Raw genomic sequence first — 18644 nt, 5'->3', positions numbered from 1 at the left:
AACTGGAGGAATGAAATTGGCAGTAATAGATCAGAGTAAAATCAGAAATTTTTGTATCATTGCACATATTGACCACGGCAAGTCTACTCTGGCAGACCGCATCATCGAGATGACAGGGCTTCTGACAAGCCGTGAGATGCAGTCCCAGGTCCTGGACAATATGGATCTGGAGCGGGAAAGAGGCATCACGATCAAAGCGCAGGCAGTCCGCACGATATACAAAGCGGACGACGGGGAAGAGTATATGTTCAATCTGATCGACACCCCGGGACATGTGGATTTCAATTATGAGGTGTCCAGAAGTCTTGCGGCATGCGACGGCGCTATCCTTGTGGTAGATGCGGCGCAGGGCGTTGAGGCACAGACTCTGGCAAATGTATATCTGGCGCTGGATCATGATCTGGATGTGATGCCGGTCATAAACAAGATCGATCTGCCGAGTGCAGATCCGGAACGTGTGAAGGAAGAGATCGAGGACGTTATCGGTATCGATGCGGAGGATGCACCGCTTATCTCGGCAAAGACAGGACAGAATGTCCATGAAGTACTGGAGCAGATCGTTTCAAAGATCCCTGCGCCCACAGGAGATCCGGACGCGCCTCTTAAGGCCCTGATCTTTGATTCAAAATACGACTCTTACAAAGGCGTCATTGTCTTCTGCAGGATCAAAGAAGGGACAGTGAAAAAGGGCACTCCGATGCTCATGATGGCGACCGGTGCGAAAGCGGAAGTTGTGGAAGTAGGTACATTCGGTGCCGGACAGTTCATCCCGTGCGATGAGCTGACTGCGGGAATGGTAGGTTATATCACGGCAAGCCTGAAAAATGTCAAGGAAACTCGTGTCGGCGATACGATCACAAATGCGGACCACCCGTGTGACGAGCCGCTGCCCGGATATAAGAAGGTCAATCCTATGGTTTACTGCGGGCTTTATCCAGCAGACGGTGCCAAATATCCGGATCTGCGCGATGCACTTGAGAAGCTGCAGCTCAATGATGCTGCGCTCCAGTTTGAGGCAGAGACATCGGTTGCTCTCGGATTTGGCTTCCGGTGCGGCTTTCTGGGACTGCTCCATCTCGAGATCATCCAGGAGCGTCTGGAAAGGGAGTACAATCTGGACCTTGTGACTACGGCGCCGAGCGTTATCTATAAGATCCACAAGACAAACGGAGAAGTTATTGATCTGACGAACCCGACAAATATGCCGGACCCGGCGGAGATCGACTATATGGAAGAGCCTATGGTAAAGGCTGAGATTATGGTAACATCTGAGTATATCGGAGCGATCATGGATCTTTGCCAGGAGCGCCGGGGAATATATCAGAGTATGGAGTATATTGAGGAGAAACGCGCTGTGCTCCATTATCATCTGCCGCTCAATGAGATCATTTATGATTTCTTCGATGCGCTCAAATCAAGATCAAGAGGTTATGCGTCCTTTGATTATGAGATGCTGGGATATCAGAGATCAGAGCTCGTGAAGCTTGATATACTTATTAATAAAGAAGAAGTGGATGCTCTCTCCTTTATCGTGTTCGCGGGAAGCGCTTACGACAGAGGACGGAGGATGTGCGAGAAACTGAAGCAGGAGATTCCGAGGCAGCTGTTTGAGATTCCGATCCAGGCTGCGATCGGCAGCAAGATCATTGCGAGAGAGACAGTCAAGGCAATGAGAAAAGACGTGCTGGCGAAGTGCTACGGAGGCGATATCTCACGTAAGAAGAAACTCCTGGAGAAACAGAAAGAAGGAAAGAAGCGCATGCGCCAGGTGGGCAATGTAGAGATTCCGCAGAAGGCGTTTATGAGTGTGCTGAAACTGGATGATGACTGATGTGTGAGAAAAAAGAACTGGAACTGTATGTGCATATTCCGTTCTGCGTGAGAAAATGTGCATACTGTGATTTCTTGTCCGCCCCTGCAGATACGCAGGAGCGGACGCTTTATATAGACGCTCTGACCGAAGAGATCAGAGCGAGGAAAAATGATTTTAATGCTTACAGGGTAAGTACGATATTTCTGGGCGGCGGTACGCCTTCTATTCTGGAAGGCGATGACAGTGCCCGGATTTTCCGTGCTCTTCAAGAGAACTTCGACATTTCTGATGACGCCGAGATCACGATGGAAGTAAATCCGGGAACCGTGACAGAGGAGAAAGCTGCATCGTGGAGAAAAAGCGGTGTAAACCGGCTGAGTATCGGGCTTCAGTCGGCGGATGACAGGGAACTTAAAATGCTCGGCCGCATCCACACTTACCGTGAATTCTTAGATACGTGGAAGATTGTCCGGGAGGCAGGATTTGAGAATGTAAATGTCGATCTGATCTCGGCCACTCCCGGGCAGAATCTCAGGAGCTGGTCAGAGACACTGAGGAAGGCGGCGGACCTCGGACCGGAGCATATTTCTGCATACAGTCTGATCATAGAGGAGGGTACGCCTTTTTACGAGCGTTATGGAGATGGATCAGGTGAGGATGAGAACAAGGGTAATCATCTGCCGCCTCTTCCGGATGAAGATACCGAACGTGAGATGTATAAAGCTACAGAGAAAATCCTCGCAGAGTATGGCTATCACAGATATGAGATATCCAATTATTCGAAAACGGGATACGAGTGCCGTCATAATCTCGGATACTGGGAGCGGAAGGAGTATCTGGGACTGGGCCTCGGGGCTTCCTCACTGATCAGCGAATGCAGATTTCATAATACAGCCGATATGGGGAAATACCTCAGGCTTTATGAAAATGCCGGGACGGATATCTGTGAAGATATAGAACACCTGTCTGTAGAAGACCAGATGGAGGAGTTCATGTTTCTCGGCCTGCGTAAAACTGTCGGCATCTCTGTGGATGATTTCAGGAAAGCGTTCGGAAAAGAGATCAGAGAGGTATACGGAGAACAGATGAGGAAACTGGAAGAGCAGCGGCTGATTGAGTATTCCGGGAACCGGGTAAGGCTCACAGAGCGCGGGACCGATATCAGCAACTATGTGTTCAGTGAGTTTATGTTTTAGCGGTAGTTTTAGCATCAGTTCAGTCCGCGCCATTTGTAACACCGCACTGAATTTTAAAAAATCTATAAACATGGTTGACAAAGTGAAATGTGAGTGCTATCTTAATATACGAAAGATGTTAGCACTCAAAACAAGGGAGTGCTAATAGCGAGGAAGGAGGAAATGTAGTGGCAGTCGATACTTCGTTAAGTGAAAGAAAGCTTATCATATTGAAAGCCATCATACAGAACTACCTGGAGACCGGCGAACCGGTCGGCTCGCGTACTCTTTCAAAGTACACGGAACTGAACTTGAGTTCCGCGACGATCCGAAATGAGATGGCGGATCTGGAAGATCTCGGTTATATATTCCAGCCGCATACGTCAGCAGGAAGGATACCTTCAGATAAAGGATACCGGCTGTATGTTGATATGCTCATGGAGGAGAAGGAACAGGAGATCACACAGCGCGAGGATGCGATGCTGGAAAAGGCTGATAAGGTTGAGAAGGTATTGCAGCAGGCGGCCAGAGTACTGGCTTCCAACACAAACTACGCGACTATGGTATCCGCTCCGATAAACAGCCGCAATACGCTGAAATTTATCCAGCTTTCGCAGGTTGATGCAGAGCAGATCGTTGCGGTTATCGTGCTTGGAGGCAACGTGATCAAGAATAAGATCATTGAGGTCGGTGAAACATTAAGTAATGAGACGCTGCTGAAGCTGAATATGCTTCTGAACACAACGCTCAACGGAATGCCGATCGATCAGATCACACTGGGGCTGATCGCAAGACTCAAAGAGCAGGCGGGCATTCACAGCGAGGTAGTAGGACATGTGCTGGACGCCGTGGCAGAGATCATACATGTAGATGATGACATGAAGATCTATACGAGCGGCGCGACAAATATCTTCAAATATCCGGAGCTCAGTGATAAGCAGAGCGCACAGGAGATCATAAGTGCATTTGAAGAAAAGCAGCAGCTTGAAGAACTCGTCACCGAAACTCTCGCCAGTGAGAACAATCACGGCATACAGGTCTATATCGGAGATGAGGCGCCGGTAAAGACAATGAAAGACTGCAGTGTCGTAACAGCCACCTATGAGCTGGGTGAAGGAATGAAAGGTACGATCGGCATTATCGGTCCGAAACGAATGGATTATGAACATGTCATGAAGACGCTGAAGACTCTCCAGGGAGAGCTGGATGCGATATACAATAAAAATCCGAAAGAATAGGAAGGTAGAAAGCTGGTGAGTGACAAGATGAGCAAAGAAGATATGGTAAAGGAAGCTGTAGAAGAAGCAAAAGCAAAGGCCGCTGAGGCTGAAAAAAATGAGGCAGATCAGAAAGAGCCGGAAGAAAAAGCAGATGCTGCTGAAGATGAAACCGCTCAGACTGAGGCAGACAGCATGGATGAAGATTCTGCCGGAAATGATGCCGGGGAGAATGAATCCGAGGCGGACGAAGACTCAGAGGAAGAGTCATCAAAGACAGAGAAAAAGAAGTTCTTCAGTAAGAAGAACAAAAAAGATAAAAAGGATGAGAAGATCGAAGAACTTACAGATCGTCTTACCCGTCAGATGGCAGAGTTTGATAACTTCCGCAAACGTACAGAGAAAGAAAAATCCCAGATGTACGAGATAGGAGCGAAAGATATCATAGAAAAGATCCTTCCCGTTGTGGACAATTTCGAAAGAGGATTAGCCTCTATGTCCGAAGAAGAGAGGACGACTCCTTTTGCGGAGGGAATGGAAAAGATCTACAAACAGTTTATGACTACGCTGGAAGGGATCGGAGTAAAACCGATCGAGGCAGTAGGACAGGAATTCAACCCGGATTTCCACAACGCAGTGATGCATGTGGAAGACGAGGAATTCGGCGAGAATATCATCGCGGAGGAATTCCAGAAAGGCTATATGTACCGTGACAGCGTCGTGAGACACAGCATGGTAAAAGTAGCAAACTGATATTAATAAGTTATCTACAATATTTAGAATAAACAAAGAATATTTAAAGGAGGAGCATTACAATGGGCAAAATAATTGGTATTGACCTTGGTACGACAAACAGCTGCGTGGCTGTTATGGAAGGCGGTCAGCCGACAGTCATCGCAAACACAGAAGGCGCAAGAACAACACCGTCAGTCGTGGCATTCACAAAGACAGGCGAGCGTCTGGTAGGAGAGCCTGCAAAACGTCAGGCTGTAACAAATGCAAACAGAACGATCTCTTCGATCAAGAGAGAGATGGGATCAGATTACAAGGTAGACATTGACGGAAAGAAATATTCTCCGCAGGAGATCTCCGCTATGATCCTTCAGAAGCTGAAAGCAGACGCAGAAGGATACCTTGGTGAGAAAGTAACAGAGGCTGTTATCACAGTTCCTGCTTACTTCAATGACGCTCAGCGTCAGGCTACAAAAGATGCCGGAAAGATCGCAGGTCTTGATGTAAAGCGTATCATCAACGAGCCTACAGCGGCTGCACTGGCATACGGACTTGACAATGAGAAAGAGCAGAAGATCATGGTATATGACCTTGGCGGCGGTACATTCGATGTATCTATCATCGAGATCGGCGACGGTGTCATCGAAGTTCTCTCCACAGCCGGAAACAACAGACTGGGCGGTGATGACTTCGACCAGAAGATCACAGACTACATGCTGGCAGACTTCAAGGCAAAAGAGGGCGTTGACCTTTCAGGTGACAAGATGGCTCTCCAGAGACTGAAAGAAGCAGCAGAGAAAGCAAAGAAAGAGCTTTCTTCCGCAACAACAACAAATATCAACCTTCCGTTCATCACAGCAACATCTGAAGGACCGAAGCACTTTGATATGAACCTTACAAGAGCAAAATTCGATGAGCTTACAAGAGATCTTGTAGATAAGACAGCTGAGCCTGTAAGACGTGCACTTTCCGATGCAGGACTTACAGCAGCAGATCTCGGCCAGGTTCTTCTGGTAGGTGGATCTACACGTATCCCGGCTGTACAGGAAGAGGTTAAGAGACTGACAGGCAAAGAGCCGAGCAAATCCCTGAACCCGGATGAGTGTGTTGCACTTGGTGCATCTGTACAGGGCGGTAAGCTTGCAGGTGATGCAGGCGCAGGAGATATCCTTCTTCTGGACGTTACTCCGCTTTCACTGTCCATCGAGACAATGGGTGGTGTCGCTACAAGACTGATCGAGAGAAATACAACGATCCCGACAAAGAAGAGCCAGATCTTCTCCACAGCTGCAGATAACCAGACAGCTGTAGATATCAACGTAGTACAGGGCGAGAGACAGTTCGCGAAAGACAACAAGTCTCTTGGACAGTTCAGACTGGACGGAATCCCGCCGGCTCCGCGTGGAGTACCGCAGATCGAAGTTACATTCGATATCGATGCAAACGGTATCGTAAATGTATCCGCTAAGGATCTCGGAACAGGCAAAGAGCAGCACATCACGATCACAGCAGGATCTAACATGTCTGATGCAGATATCGATAAGGCTGTCAAAGAGGCAGCTGAGTTCGAGGCTCAGGACAAGAAACGTAAAGAAGCTGTTGATACAAGAAATGAAGCTGACGCAATGGTATTCCAGACAGAGAAAGCTCTCAAAGATGTGGGCGACAAGCTGGATGCAAACGATAAAGCTGCTGTAGAAGCTGACATGCAGGCACTGAAAGATGTCCTTGCAAAATCTACACCTGAGAATACAAGCGAATCCGATGTGGCTGAGATCAAAGCTGCAAAAGAGAAACTGATGGAGAGTGCTCAGAAGCTGTTCACAAAGATGTACGAGCAGGCAGGTGCGGGCGCAGCAGGCGGTCCGAATCCGGGAGCAGGCCCGAACCCGGGGGCAGATGCAGGTCCGGCTCCGGATGGTTTCCAGGGAGATGACGTGGTAGACGGAGACTACAAAGAAGTCTAAACCACAAGATCTGAATAGAGCACAGGGAATCTTCCCATTGTTTCATGATAAGAATAAGAAAAATTCTACGGAACCACTGGGTGGTTTCGTAGATTTTTTCGTGAAAGGTAGAGTATTTCAATTATGGCAGAGACAAAGAGAGATTATTATGAGGTGCTCGGAGTAAGCAAAGACGCTGACGAAGCGGCAATTAAGAAGGCTTATCGTGCACTTGCGAAAAAATATCATCCCGATATGAATCCGGGAGACAAAGAAGCCGAGAAGAAATTTAAAGAGGCTTCTGAGGCGTATGCTGTCTTGAGCGATGCTGAGAAACGCCGTCAGTACGACCAGTTCGGACACGCGGCATTTGAAGGCGGCGCCGGCGGTGCAGGCGGATTCGGCGGCTTTGATTTCAGCGGTGCCGATTTCAGTGATATATTTGGAGATATATTCGGAGATCTTTTCGGCGGCAGCCGCAGAAGCGGACGCGGCGGGAACGGTCCGATGAAAGGCGCTAACATAAGAAAGAGTATACGCATTACATTCGAGGAGGCTGTCTTCGGATGCGAGAAAGAACTTGAACTGATATTAAAAGATCCTTGCGAGGACTGTAATGGTACAGGTGCGAAGCCGGGAACATCTCCTGAGACCTGTTCAAAATGCGGCGGCCGCGGCCAGGTAGTCTATACATCCCAGTCGTTCTTCGGCACTGTGCAGAATGTCCAGACATGTCCTACGTGCGGTGGTTCCGGTAAAGTGATAAAGGATAAATGCCCGAAATGTGCAGGTACCGGGTATACGTCCAGCAAGAAGCGGATCAAGGTAACCATTCCGGCAGGTATAGACAACGGACAGAGTGTGCGTATCCGGGAAAAAGGCGAGCCGGGAGTAAATGGCGGCCCGAGAGGCGACCTGCTCGTGGAAGTAAATGTATCACATCATCCGGTATTCCAGAGACAGGATGTCCATATCTTCTCAACGGTACCGATTTCGTTTGCGGTTGCGACACTGGGCGGAGATATCCGCATCAAGACCGTGGATGGCGATGTCATTTACAATGTCAAACCGGGAACCAAGACTGGAGCAAAAGTGCGCCTGAAAGGGAAAGGCGTGCCGTCAGTCCGCAATCCTCAGGTAAGAGGCGATCACTATGTCGAGCTGGTCATCCAGACTCCGGAGAAACTGAGCGCAGAGGCAAAAGAAGCACTGCGCAGATTTGACGAGCTGACAGGAAATACGCTGCATCAGCATGATGATGTGGGAGACAATAAAGGTGATAAGAAGAAAAAGAAAGGCTTCATGGATAAGATGAAAGAAGTCTTTGAGGATTAAATTCGTGTTTGTCGGAGATGTATTTTTCGATAAAACGTCCGAAAATTACTCGGATACAGTGTAATGGCGTATATATTCGGAACAGTCGGGATTGTAATGCTTCCGGTTCCGGTTACAAAAGGAAGAAAAACTAATACCCCTGAAATATAGCTAAAAACAATCAGCCGAACGGACAACTCACAGAGTTCAAACAAGTCCGTCCGGCTGATTAACGCTATATCTCAGGGTTAAAGTTTATCTAACCTTTCTTCACAGTCACCGTCTGCATCACAATCCCGACTGTTCCGAAAGGTGCATCATATCGGCTGTATCCCTTTGATTTTCTGTGCACATTCAATCGGAAGTGTCTCTCCGACAATCGCGGAATTTATAGAAAACTGGTTGAAAAGGTAAACTTTATTCATAAAGTTCCGTTTTCTTCCGGTTTGTATGAGTGTTTGTTGAAAGATGGCGCTGTAGCTGTAAAAAGTGTACTAATCGGATGATTCAGCAGAAAAAGAAGATACTGTATAAGCTGTGCATCGACATGGATTCGAGGGTATGAGGTAAAGCGAGTCGGCACATCGTTGCAGCATCTTCTTTTTCTGTGTCCGCTGTCCGATCAGCATATCTTTACTACTGGAGCGGTATCTGTTCAATAAATCCGAAATTTACAGTACAAGTGACGGTGCTGTGTATGTGCGGGCTGCAAGCTCCTGATCCAGAAGATACAGACTCTTCGGATCTGTCCCGAACAGATTCATCTTTTTGATAAGATCAGCCGCGTTGGTCTCTTCCTCGCCCTGTTCTTTGACAAACCAGTCAAGGAACTGCATGGTGCGGAAATCTTTTATATCATAAGCGGTACCGTAGATGTTGTTGATCAGACCGGTTACATAACGCTCATGTTTCAGGCCTGCTTCAAGCACTTCCATGTGGCTGTTGAATTCGGAATCCGGTCTGTCTATTGCTTCGAAAGTAATTTTTGCATCATTATTCTGCATGTACTGTACGAAAAGCATAGCGTGGTCGCGCTCTTCCTGTGCCTGTACGTTATACCAGTTGGCAAACCCGTCGAGTCCTTCATCGGAAAAATAGTTGGAGAAGGAAAGATACAGATACGCCGAATAAAACTCTTTGTTGATCTGAGTGTTCAGAAGTTCGGATACTTTTTCATTTAACATATCTATTTGTCCCCTTTCTATAAATAATATTATTTTCACTGTATAATATAATGCGTTCATGTCTGGAAATCAATAAAGTTCTGTTGATTATTCACAAAAATCAAAAAAGATGTTGCTTTTGTCTGACAGAGTGATACAATAAAAACAACGGAAAACCACATATTAATCCGCTGAAAACAACATAAAACAACAAATTATGTTAAAAGGAAGTTTGGATTTATTGGAAACGGAGGAATTAAAATGAAAGTATTGGAATCAAAGTTTATGCAGGATTTTATAAAAATGGCAGATGACGGTTATAAACAGGGATGGCATGAGAGAAATGGGGGGAATCTGTCTTACAGACTGAAAAAGGGTGAAGTAGATGCAATCAGGGGAAGGATGTACCGCGATACTCCGTGGCAGCCGATCGGAACGGAGGTGCCGGGACTGGCAGGAGAGTTTTTTCTTGTGACAGGAACCGGCAAGTATTTCAGGAATATTATTGTAGATCCGGAGGCATGTCTTGCGATTATTGAAATCGATGAAACTGGTTCAAACTATCGTATACGCTGGGGGCTGGTTGAAGGAGGAAACCCAACCAGTGAGCTGCCGACTCATCTTATGAACCATGAGGTCAAGAAAAATCTTACAGACGGAAAACACAGGGTGATTTACCATGCCCATACTACGAATACGATTGCGCTTACATTTGTGCTTCCTCTGGAGGATGAGGTGTTTACGAGAGAGCTCTGGGAAATGGCTACAGAGTGTCCGGTCGTATTTCCTGAGGGCGTCGGCGTGATTGGGTGGATGGTTCCGGGCGGACGTGAGATTGCAGTAGCTACAAGTAAATTAATGGAAAAATATAATGCTGTCATCTGGGCTCATCACGGGATGTTCTGCTCGGGTGAGACATTTGATCTGACATTCGGATTGATGCATACGATTGAAAAATCCGCAGAAATACTGATCAAAGTGCTTTCCATGGTTCCACAGAAGAGGCAGACGATCAGCCCGGATAACTTCAGAAAACTGGAGAAAGGATTCCATATTACACTGCCGGAGAAATTCCTGTACGAGAAATAGAAAAAAATACCATACAACCTATTGATTTTTCTGGAAATTATAATATAATAAGCTTGTAAATAAATCCTAGTAAAGTACTAGGAAATAAAAGCTAGTTATTAGTGTATAATCAAAGGAGGACAATAGGATGATAAATATACAGAAAGCAGCAGTGATAGGATGTGGATTTGTAGGATCGACGATTGCATACACATTGATGCAGAAAGGCATATTTTCAGAACTGGTGCTTATAGATGCGGTACAGGCGAAGGAAGAGGGAGAGGCTATGGATATAAGCCACGGACTTCCGTTTGCCCATGCTATGGATATTATTCCGGGCAGCTATGAAGATATAGCCGATGCAGCGGTCGTGATCATTACAGCCGGGGCAAACCAGAAACCGGGAGAGACAAGGCTGGACCTGGTCCAGAAGAATTCAAAGATCATGAAATCAATCATCAGTGAGATCAGACGGGTGAACTGCGAAGGAATTCTGATGATCGTGTCAAATCCGGTAGATATTTTGACGCAGGTAGCCCTGGAAGAATCCGGTTTTCCGAAGGAGCGGGTGATTGGCTCCGGGACAGTGCTGGATACGGCAAGACTGAAATACCTGATCAGCGAGAAACTTGATGTGGACAGCAGAAATGTACATGCTTTTATTGCAGGAGAACATGGAGACAGTGAACTTGCGGTGTGGAGCTGCGCGAATGTTTATGGTATTGGTATAAAAGAATTTGCCAGAATGCGTGGATTTAGTGATTTCTCGGACGAGATGGATGAAATCTATCATGCAGTGCGCGACAGCGCATATGAGATTATTGAAAGAAAAGGTGCTACGTACTACGGAATCGGAATGGCAGCCGCAAGAATCGCGGAGGCGATCGTCAGGGACAGTCATGCTGTGGTTCCGGTATCTGTTTCGCTTAGCGGGGAATACGGTCTGGACGGACTGTGTCTGAGTATTCCGACGATTATAGGTAATAAAGGTGCGGAACAGGTGCTGGAAATCAATCTGAGCGACGGGGAGATGGAAAAACTGAAGAAATCTGCAGAAGAGCTAAAGACAGTGCTTGCGCAGATTGGAGAGTAAAGCCGGAGCAAGAGAGCGGGAATCAACGAAGATAAGCGGTATCAGTGGATTGCTGATACCGCTTATTATGATACATATTTACTATTTGATATGCCTTTTGATAGCCTCGAAACTCTCGGCGCTGATCACATGTTCGATCCGGCATGCATCTTCTGCGGCAACTTTGGGATCTACTCCAAGGCGTGTCAGCCACGAAGAGAGAAGGGTGTGTCTTTCATAGATACAATCTGCGATTTTTCTGCCACTTTCGGTAAGGGTGATATATCCCTCGGGAGAGACAATAATATGACCGCTCTCTCGTAACTTTTTCATAGCTACACTGACGCTGGATTTTTTGAAGTCCAGTTCCGTTGCAATATCTACAGAACGTACTACGGGGAGGCGCTGGCTTAAGATCAGGATCGTTTCCAGATAGTTTTCAGCAGATTCATTTCCGTGCATAGATTTCACCTCGTTCTTATTTTTGAAATACTTTCTACATAGTATATCATATCCGGTGAGTGTCAGCAAACTTTAATTGAGGGGGAAAATGAGATAGAAAAGATCAGCTCCCCAAACTATAAAAAAATTTCTCAAAAAAGATTGACAAATAATGGGTGTTAGTTTAAACTATCATATGTTAGATAATCCGACTGGATGTTAGATGCAACAATCACCTGTTGCGGGTACAGATGGTCTGGCATAAGATGTAATATATTGAGAGGAGCGGAAAATGAACTTATTAGACGCTGAAGAAGGAAAGGAATATATCATAAAAGATATTGCGACGGATGATGAGGAAATGGAAGCGTTCTTGTTTTCGCTTGGCTGTTACAGCGGAGAACCCATTACTGTGGTCTCCAGGGTAAGAGGCGGCTGTGTGGTGTCTATTAAAGACGGAAGATATAACATTGATACTGATTTAGCGAAAGCTATTTCAATATAAAACAAAAAAGAAAATAGTAAGCTAAATTACTATTTTTTTTGCACTAAGGTTAGTTAATGCTAATCGGAATGAAGGAGGAGAATTGTAAGATGAGAATTGCTTTTGCGGGAAATCCTAACAGCGGTAAGACGACCATGTACAACGCTCTTACAGGAAGAAACGAAAAAGTCGGAAACTGGGCCGGTGTTACGGTAGAGCGAAAGGAAAGCCTTATTAAGAAGGCTTATTACGGTGGAATGGAGGAACTGGTAGCGGTAGACCTGCCGGGGGCGTACTCCATGTCTCCTTTTACTTCGGAGGAGAGTATCACCAGCAGCTATGTAAAAAATGAAAATCCGGATGTGATCATTAACATCGTGGATGCAACAAACTTAAGCCGAAGCCTGTTTTTTACAACACAGCTTTTGGAACTGGGAGTACCGGTGGTAGTAGCTCTGAACAAAAGTGATATAACGGAGAAAAAGCAGACGAAGATTGACGAAAAACTTCTCTCCGAGAAGCTGGGATGCCCGGTCATCAAGACGATTTCCACTTCTTCAGGACATGAAGGATTAAAAGAGGTTGTCGCTGCTGCGGTTTCCTTAAAAGGAAAAGGCCAGAAGGCTCCTTACGTTCAGGCAGACATTGATCTGCATGATAAGAATGCGGTCGAGGCTGCCGACAGAAAGCGTTTTGAGTTTGTCAACGGCATTGTAAAACAGGTAGAAAAGAGAAAAGTCTTCACAAAAGACAAGAATATACAGGATAAGATTGACGCTGTCATCACTCATAAGATCATTGGTATTCCTATTTTTGCACTTGTGATCTTCCTTGTGTTCTACATATCCCAGACTACAGTGGGTACATGGATCGCTGACTGGCTGGTGGCATGGATTGAGACTTTCCAGGGCTGGGTAGGCGGACTGATGGAGAATGCAAACCCGCTGCTGTATGCGCTCCTTGTTGACGGAATTATCGGCGGCGTCGGTGCGGTTGTGGGATTCCTTCCACTGGTAATGGTAATGTATTTCCTGATTGCTCTCCTTGAGGACTGTGGATATATGGCACGTGCAACTGTTGTACTCGATCCAATCTTTAAGAGAGTAGGACTTTCCGGCAAATCTGTAATTCCTATGGTCATTGGTACAGGATGCGCGATCCCTGGAGTCATGGCTTCCCGTACGATTCGTAACGAGAGAGAGAGAAGGACAACTGCGATGCTCACACCATTTATGCCGTGCGGAGCTAAAATCCCTGTTATCGCACTGTTTGCAGGAGCGTTTTTCGCAGATGCATGGTGGGTATCCGCTACTATGTATCTGGTAGGTATCGTGCTGGTTCTCTTAGGAGCTCTGCTTGTAAAGAGGATCACAGGGCAGAAATACCGCAAATCTTTCTTCATCATCGAGCTTCCGGAATACAAACTTCCAAGCCTGAAGAGAGCGTGCGTATCTATGCTCGAGCGCGGTAAGGCATATATCATCAAAGCAGGAACGATCATCCTGGTGTGCAACACGATTGTCCAGATCATGCAGACATTCAACTGGCAGTTCCAGCTTGTGGAAGAAGGCGCAGAAGGAACTTCCATCCTTGCAAGCATTGCTCATCCGTTTGCAATCCTGTTCATCCCGCTTGGATTCGGTGTATGGCAGCTCGCTGCAGCGGCGATCACAGGATTTATCGCAAAAGAAAATGTGGTTGGTACTCTTGCAGTTGTTTACGGAGTTACAAATCTCATTGATACAGATGAACTGGCACTGGTCGGAAGCGGAAGTGAAGTCGCTACGATCATGGGACTCACAAAGGCGGCGGCTCTCGCATACCTGATGTTTAACCTTTATACACCACCGTGCTTCGCGGCACTAGGAGCGATGAACTCTGAGATGAAGAGCGGAAAATGGCTGTTTGGCGGTATCTGTCTCCAGCTTGCGACCGGATATACGGTAGCGTTCCTTGTATACCAGATCGGTACTCTTGTCACGACAGGAGCTCTTGGAACAGCATTCGTTCCGGGCCTGATCGCAATTCTGGCATTCGCAGCTATCATCATATGGAGGATACGTAAGTCAGATAAAGAATTTACGGCAGAATACAGCCTGCATGCAAGGAATGTGGTATAATCATAATCGATCATCGGTGGACAGAGTATCCTGCTTTGTCCACCTCTTGATGTCAATGCAGAGAGGAAGATATTTATGGCAGATATTATTGCAGTTCTTATTCTCCTGGTTCTGATCGGATGTGCAGTCGGGTACATAATAAAGGCAAAAAAAAGCGGTGTAAAGTGCATCGGCTGTCCGGCGGGAGGAACCTGTCCCGGCAGCGGGAATATGCCGAAAAAGAAACTGGATGGCCGTGTGATCGGCAGAAAAACAATGAAAATTTCAGGAATGACATGTGCACACTGTGCAATGAATGTAACGCAGATGCTGAATCAGATCGACGGTGTGAGGGCAGACGTGAATTTTTCATCTGGCAAAGCAAAGATTTCTTATGACAGAAAAGTTGAGGATGATGTTTTAAAGAATGCAGTAGAAAAGATAGGATATCATGTAATAAGTATATCCTGACTTACAGCTTTGGAGGGTCATTATGGTTAATGCGATTATTACATTAATTCTGGTCATAGTGCTCATTTTTGCGACAAAAAGTTCGATCAAACATTTCAAAGGAGAGGGCGCCTGCTGTGGAGGCGGCTCAGGTACAGTCAAGAGATCGAAGCCGAAAAAGAAAAAACTAAACGGCCCGGTGATCGCTCATTATACGATAGAGATATCGGGAATGCACTGTCAGAACTGCGTCAACGGTGTGACGAGAGCGATCAATGCTATAGACGGTGCCGCAGCCAAAGTCAGTCTGAGAAAAAACAGTGCAGATGTGTCCTGCGACCGTGACGTAGATAAAGAGGAACTGCAGCGTGCCGTGGAGGACGCCGGATATAAAGTGATCAGTATTAGGAGACAGCCGTGAGTAAAAAAGAACAGATCATTGAAAAACTGAAAGAAAACGGATGCCGTATCACAAAGCAGCGTCTTGTGCTTATAGATATCATTCTGGAAAATGACTGTGCAAGCTGCAAGGAGATATTTTATAAAGCGTCAAAAGCGGATGCTAAGATCGGTGTTGCGACTGTGTACCGCATGGTCAATGCTCTTGAGGGGATCGGGGCGATCAGCCGGAAGAACATGTATAAAGTAGAGTGCTCCGGGGACTGCGGAGCAGAGAGCGGGTGCGAGATCACACTGGACGATAATACGATCTGTCATCTTTCTGCCGGTAACTGGAATAAAGTAGTGAGGGAAGGAATGCGCCGGTGCGGGTATCTGAAGAACCAGAAAATAGCGAAAATAAAAGTTGAAAAGTGACCGGTGTTTTTGAAGAGCATATTTGTATTTATCTGAAATTTTCTTCAAAATAGCCGGTTATTTTTATGTAAACTGCATGTGACAGGTAAAATGATAAGATTTATCGATAGAAAGTGTTAGAATTGACTAGCCTCGAAGCAGAGCGCTATGATGTGACAGAACCCGATAATTTTACATATTATTAACAAGGGAGTGATATAGCTGTGAAACAACATAGATTCTGGGCGTGGGCTGCGGTCTTCTGTTTTGTGATGGTATTCTATACGGGCTATAAGCACAAATAAGTCAAACACAACAAATGTTTCAGACACACAAGGAGGTACTTAATTATGATCAGTGTTTCAACATTAAAGAAAATCGGTTTATTCGCAGGAGGCGTCCTGTTCGGAACAGCGGGAGTGAAAGTACTCTCAAGCAAGGACGCAAAGAAGGTATATACGAACTGCACGGCAGCTGCTCTGCGCGCGAAAGACTGCGTGATGAAGACAGCAACGACGATACAGGAAAATGCAGAGGACATCTTAGCCGAAGCTGAACAGATCAATGAGAAGAGAGCGGCGGAAGAAGCTGCGGCTGTTCAGGCTGACGAGAGCGGAACAGAGGATAACGGTGCGAAAGCTGGCAGTGCAGAGACTGTATAGCAGGCTATGAAATTTATCATAAAGCATGAGATAAAAGGCCGCCTGCGTATTCATGTTGTTCAGGGAAGAATGACGTGTGCGCAGGCGGATACTCTTTGCTGGTTTCTCGGCAGGCAGGAATATGTGACAGATGCAAAGGTATATGAGCGCACCGCAGATGCCGTGATCTGTTACACGGGAAGCCGCGAAGAGGTGATCGCAGTGCTCAAAGGCTTCAGTTATGAGAATACGGATGTTCCTGAGAATGTACTGTCAAGTTCCGGAAGAGAGCTGAATTCATCATTTCGTGAGCAGTTGATCACAAGGGTGATTCTTCATTATGGCGGTAAGCTCATCGTTCCGTATCCGATCCGAAAGGTATGGATGACATTCAAGGCGCTGCGCTATATATGGAAAGGACTTAAGTGTCTCGCCAAAAGAAAGATTGAGGTGCCTGTCCTTGACGCGACAGCCATCGGCGTGTCCGTGATCAGGGGCGACTTTGACACGGCAGGGTCCGTCATGTTCCTGCTCGGCGTGGGAGAATTACTGGAAGAGTGGACACATAAGAAATCCGTGGGCGATCTTGCCAGAAGCATGTCGCTCAATGTCAAGAAAGTATGGCTGAAAAAAGACGATCAGGAAATACTCGTTAATGCATCGGATATCCAGCCTGGCGATACGGTAGTCGTTCATATGGGAAATGTGATCCCATTTGACGGTGAAGTGTCCGGAGGAGAAGGCATGGTAAATCAGGCTTCGCTCACTGGCGAATCCCTTCCGGTAAGACGAGAAAAAGGTAAGACGGTCTATGCGGGAACGGTTCTGGAAGAAGGAGAACTTGAGATTCTTGTAAAAGCAGTATCTGGTTCGACGAGATTTGAGAAGATCGTGACTATGATCGAAGACTCCGAGAAGCTGAAATCTGCACTGGAGAGTAAGGCAGAACATCTGGCGGATAAACTGGTGCCGTATACACTTCTCGGCACAGGCATCGTGGGCCTTGTCACCCGCAATGTGACAAAGGCGCTTTCCGTCCTGATGGTAGACTTTTCCTGTGCGTTGAAGCTCGCGATGCCCATCGCAGTGCTTTCTGCTATCCGTGAGGCCGGACAGCATGGTATCACGGTAAAAGGCGGAAAATATCTGGAGGCTGTGGCAGAGGCCGACACGATCGTATTTGACAAGACCGGTACGCTGACAAAGGCAAAGCCGACAGTGAAAGAAGTAGTCGTTTTTGGAGACTATCCTGAAGACGAATCGCTCCGCATCGCTGCTTGTCTGGAAGAACATTTTCCACATTCCATGGCGAAGGCAGTGGTGGATGCGGCAAAAAAGAGAAAGCTCTACCACGAAGAGATGCACTCGAAAGTGGAGTATATCGTTGCTCATGGTATTTCGTCATATATCGGGGAAAAGAAAGTAGTCATCGGCAGCAGTCATTTTGTATTTGAGGACGAAGGCTGCAGAATCCGGCCGGAGATGCAGGAGCGGTTTGATGCTCTTCCGCCAGAGTATTCTCATCTGTACCTTGCCATTGAGCAGGAACTGACGGCAGTTATATGTGTTGAAGATCCGCTCAGGGAAGAAGCTGCGGATATGGTGCGTATGCTGAAAAGTGAAGGAATGAAAAAAGTTGTTATGATGACAGGAGACAGTGAGCGCGCGGCTGCATCTGTCGCAGGACGTGTCGGTGTAGATGAATACTATTCGGAAGTTCTGCCGGAAGATAAAGCCTGCTTTGTAGAACAGGAGAAGGCAGCAGGCAGGAAAGTCATCATGATTGGAGACGGTATTAACGACTCTCCGGCTCTGTCCGCGGCAGACGCCGGCATAGCAATAAGTGACGGCGCAGAGATTGCACGCGAGATTGCAGATATTACCATAGCGGCGGATGATCTGCGGGTGCTCATCACCCTGAAACAGCTGGCAAACGCTATGATGAAGAGAATTCAGGGCAATTACAGAGGAATCGTCGGGATCAATTCAGGGCTTATTGCGCTTGGCGTGGGCGGTGTGATACAGCCGACGACGTCGGCGCTCCTGCACAATACGTCGACCCTTGCGATCAGTCTGAGGAGTATGAAGGAACTGCTTCCGGAAAAGGGATTAAAATCCGGAGAGGAAAGCTCAAAAAAAGATTAAAAAAAGTATACAGAGATGATATAATAGTTCACGCATGGTATGCCGGACGCATATCCTGACGTGAACTATATTTGTCTGGGAGAAAATAC

At 46.7% G+C, this 18644-nt stretch carries 17 protein-coding genes; 15 read left to right on the top strand and 2 right to left on the bottom strand.

Annotated elements, in window-relative coordinates:
• The first annotated feature begins 16 nt into the window (after positions 1–16).
• The 6 genes from lepA to dnaJ all read left to right on the top strand — a co-directional run bounded on the left by lepA (position 17) and on the right by dnaJ (position 8218).
• Positions 17–1831 carry a translation elongation factor 4 gene (gene lepA / locus FNY66_RS09275; protein ID WP_330581315.1) on the top strand — a complete coding sequence of 605 codons (1815 nt, stop codon included), beginning with the start codon at positions 17–19 and terminating at the stop codon, positions 1829–1831.
• Entirely contained in the window at positions 1831–3009 is a 1179-nt protein-coding gene (gene hemW / locus FNY66_RS09270; protein WP_150310924.1) for a radical SAM family heme chaperone HemW, read from the top strand. Before lepA ends, hemW begins: the two co-directional genes overlap by 1 nt.
• A 167-nt stretch (positions 3010–3176) precedes the next feature.
• Positions 3177–4226, top strand: coding sequence for a heat-inducible transcriptional repressor HrcA (gene hrcA / locus FNY66_RS09265; protein ID WP_087150828.1), 1050 nt, complete (start codon positions 3177–3179; stop codon positions 4224–4226).
• A gap of 27 nt (positions 4227–4253) precedes the next feature.
• On the top strand, positions 4254–4958 hold the full coding sequence (gene grpE, locus FNY66_RS09260; protein WP_087150896.1) for a nucleotide exchange factor GrpE: 705 nt from the start codon (positions 4254–4256) through the stop codon (positions 4956–4958).
• Positions 4959–5020: 62 nt separating this feature from the next.
• Positions 5021–6904, top strand: coding sequence for a molecular chaperone DnaK (dnaK, locus tag FNY66_RS09255; protein WP_150310923.1), 1884 nt, complete (start codon positions 5021–5023; stop codon positions 6902–6904).
• Positions 6905–7027: 123 nt separating this feature from the next.
• A complete protein-coding gene (gene dnaJ, locus FNY66_RS09250; RefSeq protein ID WP_150310922.1) occupies positions 7028–8218 on the top strand; it encodes a molecular chaperone DnaJ in 1191 nt (396 codons plus the stop codon).
• A gap of 650 nt (positions 8219–8868) precedes the next feature.
• Here the strand turns inward: dnaJ and FNY66_RS09245 are convergent.
• On the bottom strand, positions 8869–9381 hold the full coding sequence (locus tag FNY66_RS09245; protein WP_087150831.1) for a ferritin: 513 nt from the start codon (positions 9379–9381) through the stop codon (positions 8869–8871).
• A gap of 240 nt (positions 9382–9621) precedes the next feature.
• Between FNY66_RS09245 and rhaD the strand changes: the two genes are divergently transcribed.
• Positions 9622–10449 carry a rhamnulose-1-phosphate aldolase gene (gene rhaD / locus FNY66_RS09240; RefSeq protein ID WP_087150832.1) on the top strand — a complete coding sequence of 276 codons (828 nt, stop codon included), beginning with the start codon at positions 9622–9624 and terminating at the stop codon, positions 10447–10449.
• Positions 10450–10576: 127 nt separating this feature from the next.
• On the top strand, positions 10577–11521 hold the full coding sequence (locus FNY66_RS09235; protein ID WP_150310921.1) for an L-lactate dehydrogenase: 945 nt from the start codon (positions 10577–10579) through the stop codon (positions 11519–11521).
• An 81-nt stretch (positions 11522–11602) separates the two neighbouring features.
• Here FNY66_RS09235 and FNY66_RS09230 read toward each other — a convergent pair whose 3' ends face one another.
• Positions 11603–11962 (bottom strand): metal-dependent transcriptional regulator, encoded by a 360-nt coding sequence (locus FNY66_RS09230; RefSeq protein WP_150310920.1) that lies wholly within the window; start codon positions 11960–11962, stop codon positions 11603–11605.
• 271 nt (positions 11963–12233) lie between these two features.
• Here FNY66_RS09230 and FNY66_RS09225 point away from each other — a divergent pair, with 271 nt between their 5' ends.
• The 7 genes from FNY66_RS09225 to FNY66_RS09195 all read left to right on the top strand — a co-directional run bounded on the left by FNY66_RS09225 (position 12234) and on the right by FNY66_RS09195 (position 18555).
• Positions 12234–12446, top strand: a complete 213-nt coding sequence (locus tag FNY66_RS09225) for a FeoA family protein (protein WP_150310919.1) — start codon at positions 12234–12236, stop codon at positions 12444–12446.
• 89 nt (positions 12447–12535) lie between these two features.
• Positions 12536–14545, top strand: coding sequence for a ferrous iron transport protein B (feoB, locus tag FNY66_RS09220; RefSeq protein WP_150310918.1), 2010 nt, complete (start codon positions 12536–12538; stop codon positions 14543–14545).
• Between the two features lie 75 nt (positions 14546–14620).
• Positions 14621–14995, top strand: a complete 375-nt coding sequence (locus tag FNY66_RS09215) for a heavy-metal-associated domain-containing protein (RefSeq protein WP_150310917.1) — start codon at positions 14621–14623, stop codon at positions 14993–14995.
• Between the two features lie 22 nt (positions 14996–15017).
• A complete protein-coding gene (locus tag FNY66_RS09210; RefSeq protein ID WP_150310916.1) occupies positions 15018–15395 on the top strand; it encodes a heavy-metal-associated domain-containing protein in 378 nt (125 codons plus the stop codon).
• Positions 15392–15790, top strand: coding sequence for a Fur family transcriptional regulator (locus FNY66_RS09205; protein ID WP_150310915.1), 399 nt, complete (start codon positions 15392–15394; stop codon positions 15788–15790). The genes FNY66_RS09210 and FNY66_RS09205 overlap by 4 nt, the downstream gene beginning before the upstream one ends.
• 329 nt (positions 15791–16119) lie before the next feature.
• Positions 16120–16431, top strand: coding sequence for a DUF6110 family protein (locus FNY66_RS09200; RefSeq protein ID WP_150310914.1), 312 nt, complete (start codon positions 16120–16122; stop codon positions 16429–16431).
• Positions 16432–16437: 6 nt separating this feature from the next.
• Positions 16438–18555 (top strand): heavy metal translocating P-type ATPase, encoded by a 2118-nt coding sequence (locus tag FNY66_RS09195; protein WP_150310913.1) that lies wholly within the window; start codon positions 16438–16440, stop codon positions 18553–18555.
• Positions 18556–18644 lie beyond the last annotated feature (89 nt).

Source organism: Mediterraneibacter catenae, assembly GCF_008691045.1.
Taxonomy (GTDB): Bacteria; Bacillota; Clostridia; order Lachnospirales; family Lachnospiraceae; genus Mediterraneibacter; species Mediterraneibacter ornithocaccae.
This window is presented reverse-complemented; position numbering and strand designations above follow the sequence as displayed.

Bases quoted from the DNA above. Each gene is read 5' to 3' on its own strand.
- hemW (WP_150310924.1), top strand. From the start codon at position 1,831: ATGTGTGAGAAAAAAGAACTGGAACTGTATGTGCATATTCCGTTCTGC.
- grpE (WP_087150896.1), top strand. From the start codon at position 4,254: ATGAGCAAAGAAGATATGGTAAAGGAAGCTGTAGAAGAAGCAAAAGCA.
- dnaK (WP_150310923.1), top strand. From the start codon at position 5,021: ATGGGCAAAATAATTGGTATTGACCTTGGTACGACAAACAGCTGCGTG.
- dnaJ (WP_150310922.1), top strand. From the start codon at position 7,028: ATGGCAGAGACAAAGAGAGATTATTATGAGGTGCTCGGAGTAAGCAAA.
- FNY66_RS09245 (WP_087150831.1), bottom strand. From the start codon at position 9,381: ATGTTAAATGAAAAAGTATCCGAACTTCTGAACACTCAGATCAACAAA.
- rhaD (WP_087150832.1), top strand. From the start codon at position 9,622: ATGAAAGTATTGGAATCAAAGTTTATGCAGGATTTTATAAAAATGGCA.
- FNY66_RS09235 (WP_150310921.1), top strand. From the start codon at position 10,577: ATGATAAATATACAGAAAGCAGCAGTGATAGGATGTGGATTTGTAGGA.
- FNY66_RS09230 (WP_150310920.1), bottom strand. From the start codon at position 11,962: ATGCACGGAAATGAATCTGCTGAAAACTATCTGGAAACGATCCTGATC.
- FNY66_RS09225 (WP_150310919.1), top strand. From the start codon at position 12,234: ATGAACTTATTAGACGCTGAAGAAGGAAAGGAATATATCATAAAAGAT.
- feoB (WP_150310918.1), top strand. From the start codon at position 12,536: ATGAGAATTGCTTTTGCGGGAAATCCTAACAGCGGTAAGACGACCATG.
- FNY66_RS09215 (WP_150310917.1), top strand. From the start codon at position 14,621: ATGGCAGATATTATTGCAGTTCTTATTCTCCTGGTTCTGATCGGATGT.
- FNY66_RS09210 (WP_150310916.1), top strand. From the start codon at position 15,018: ATGGTTAATGCGATTATTACATTAATTCTGGTCATAGTGCTCATTTTT.
- FNY66_RS09200 (WP_150310914.1), top strand. From the start codon at position 16,120: ATGATCAGTGTTTCAACATTAAAGAAAATCGGTTTATTCGCAGGAGGC.
- FNY66_RS09195 (WP_150310913.1), top strand. From the start codon at position 16,438: ATGAAATTTATCATAAAGCATGAGATAAAAGGCCGCCTGCGTATTCAT.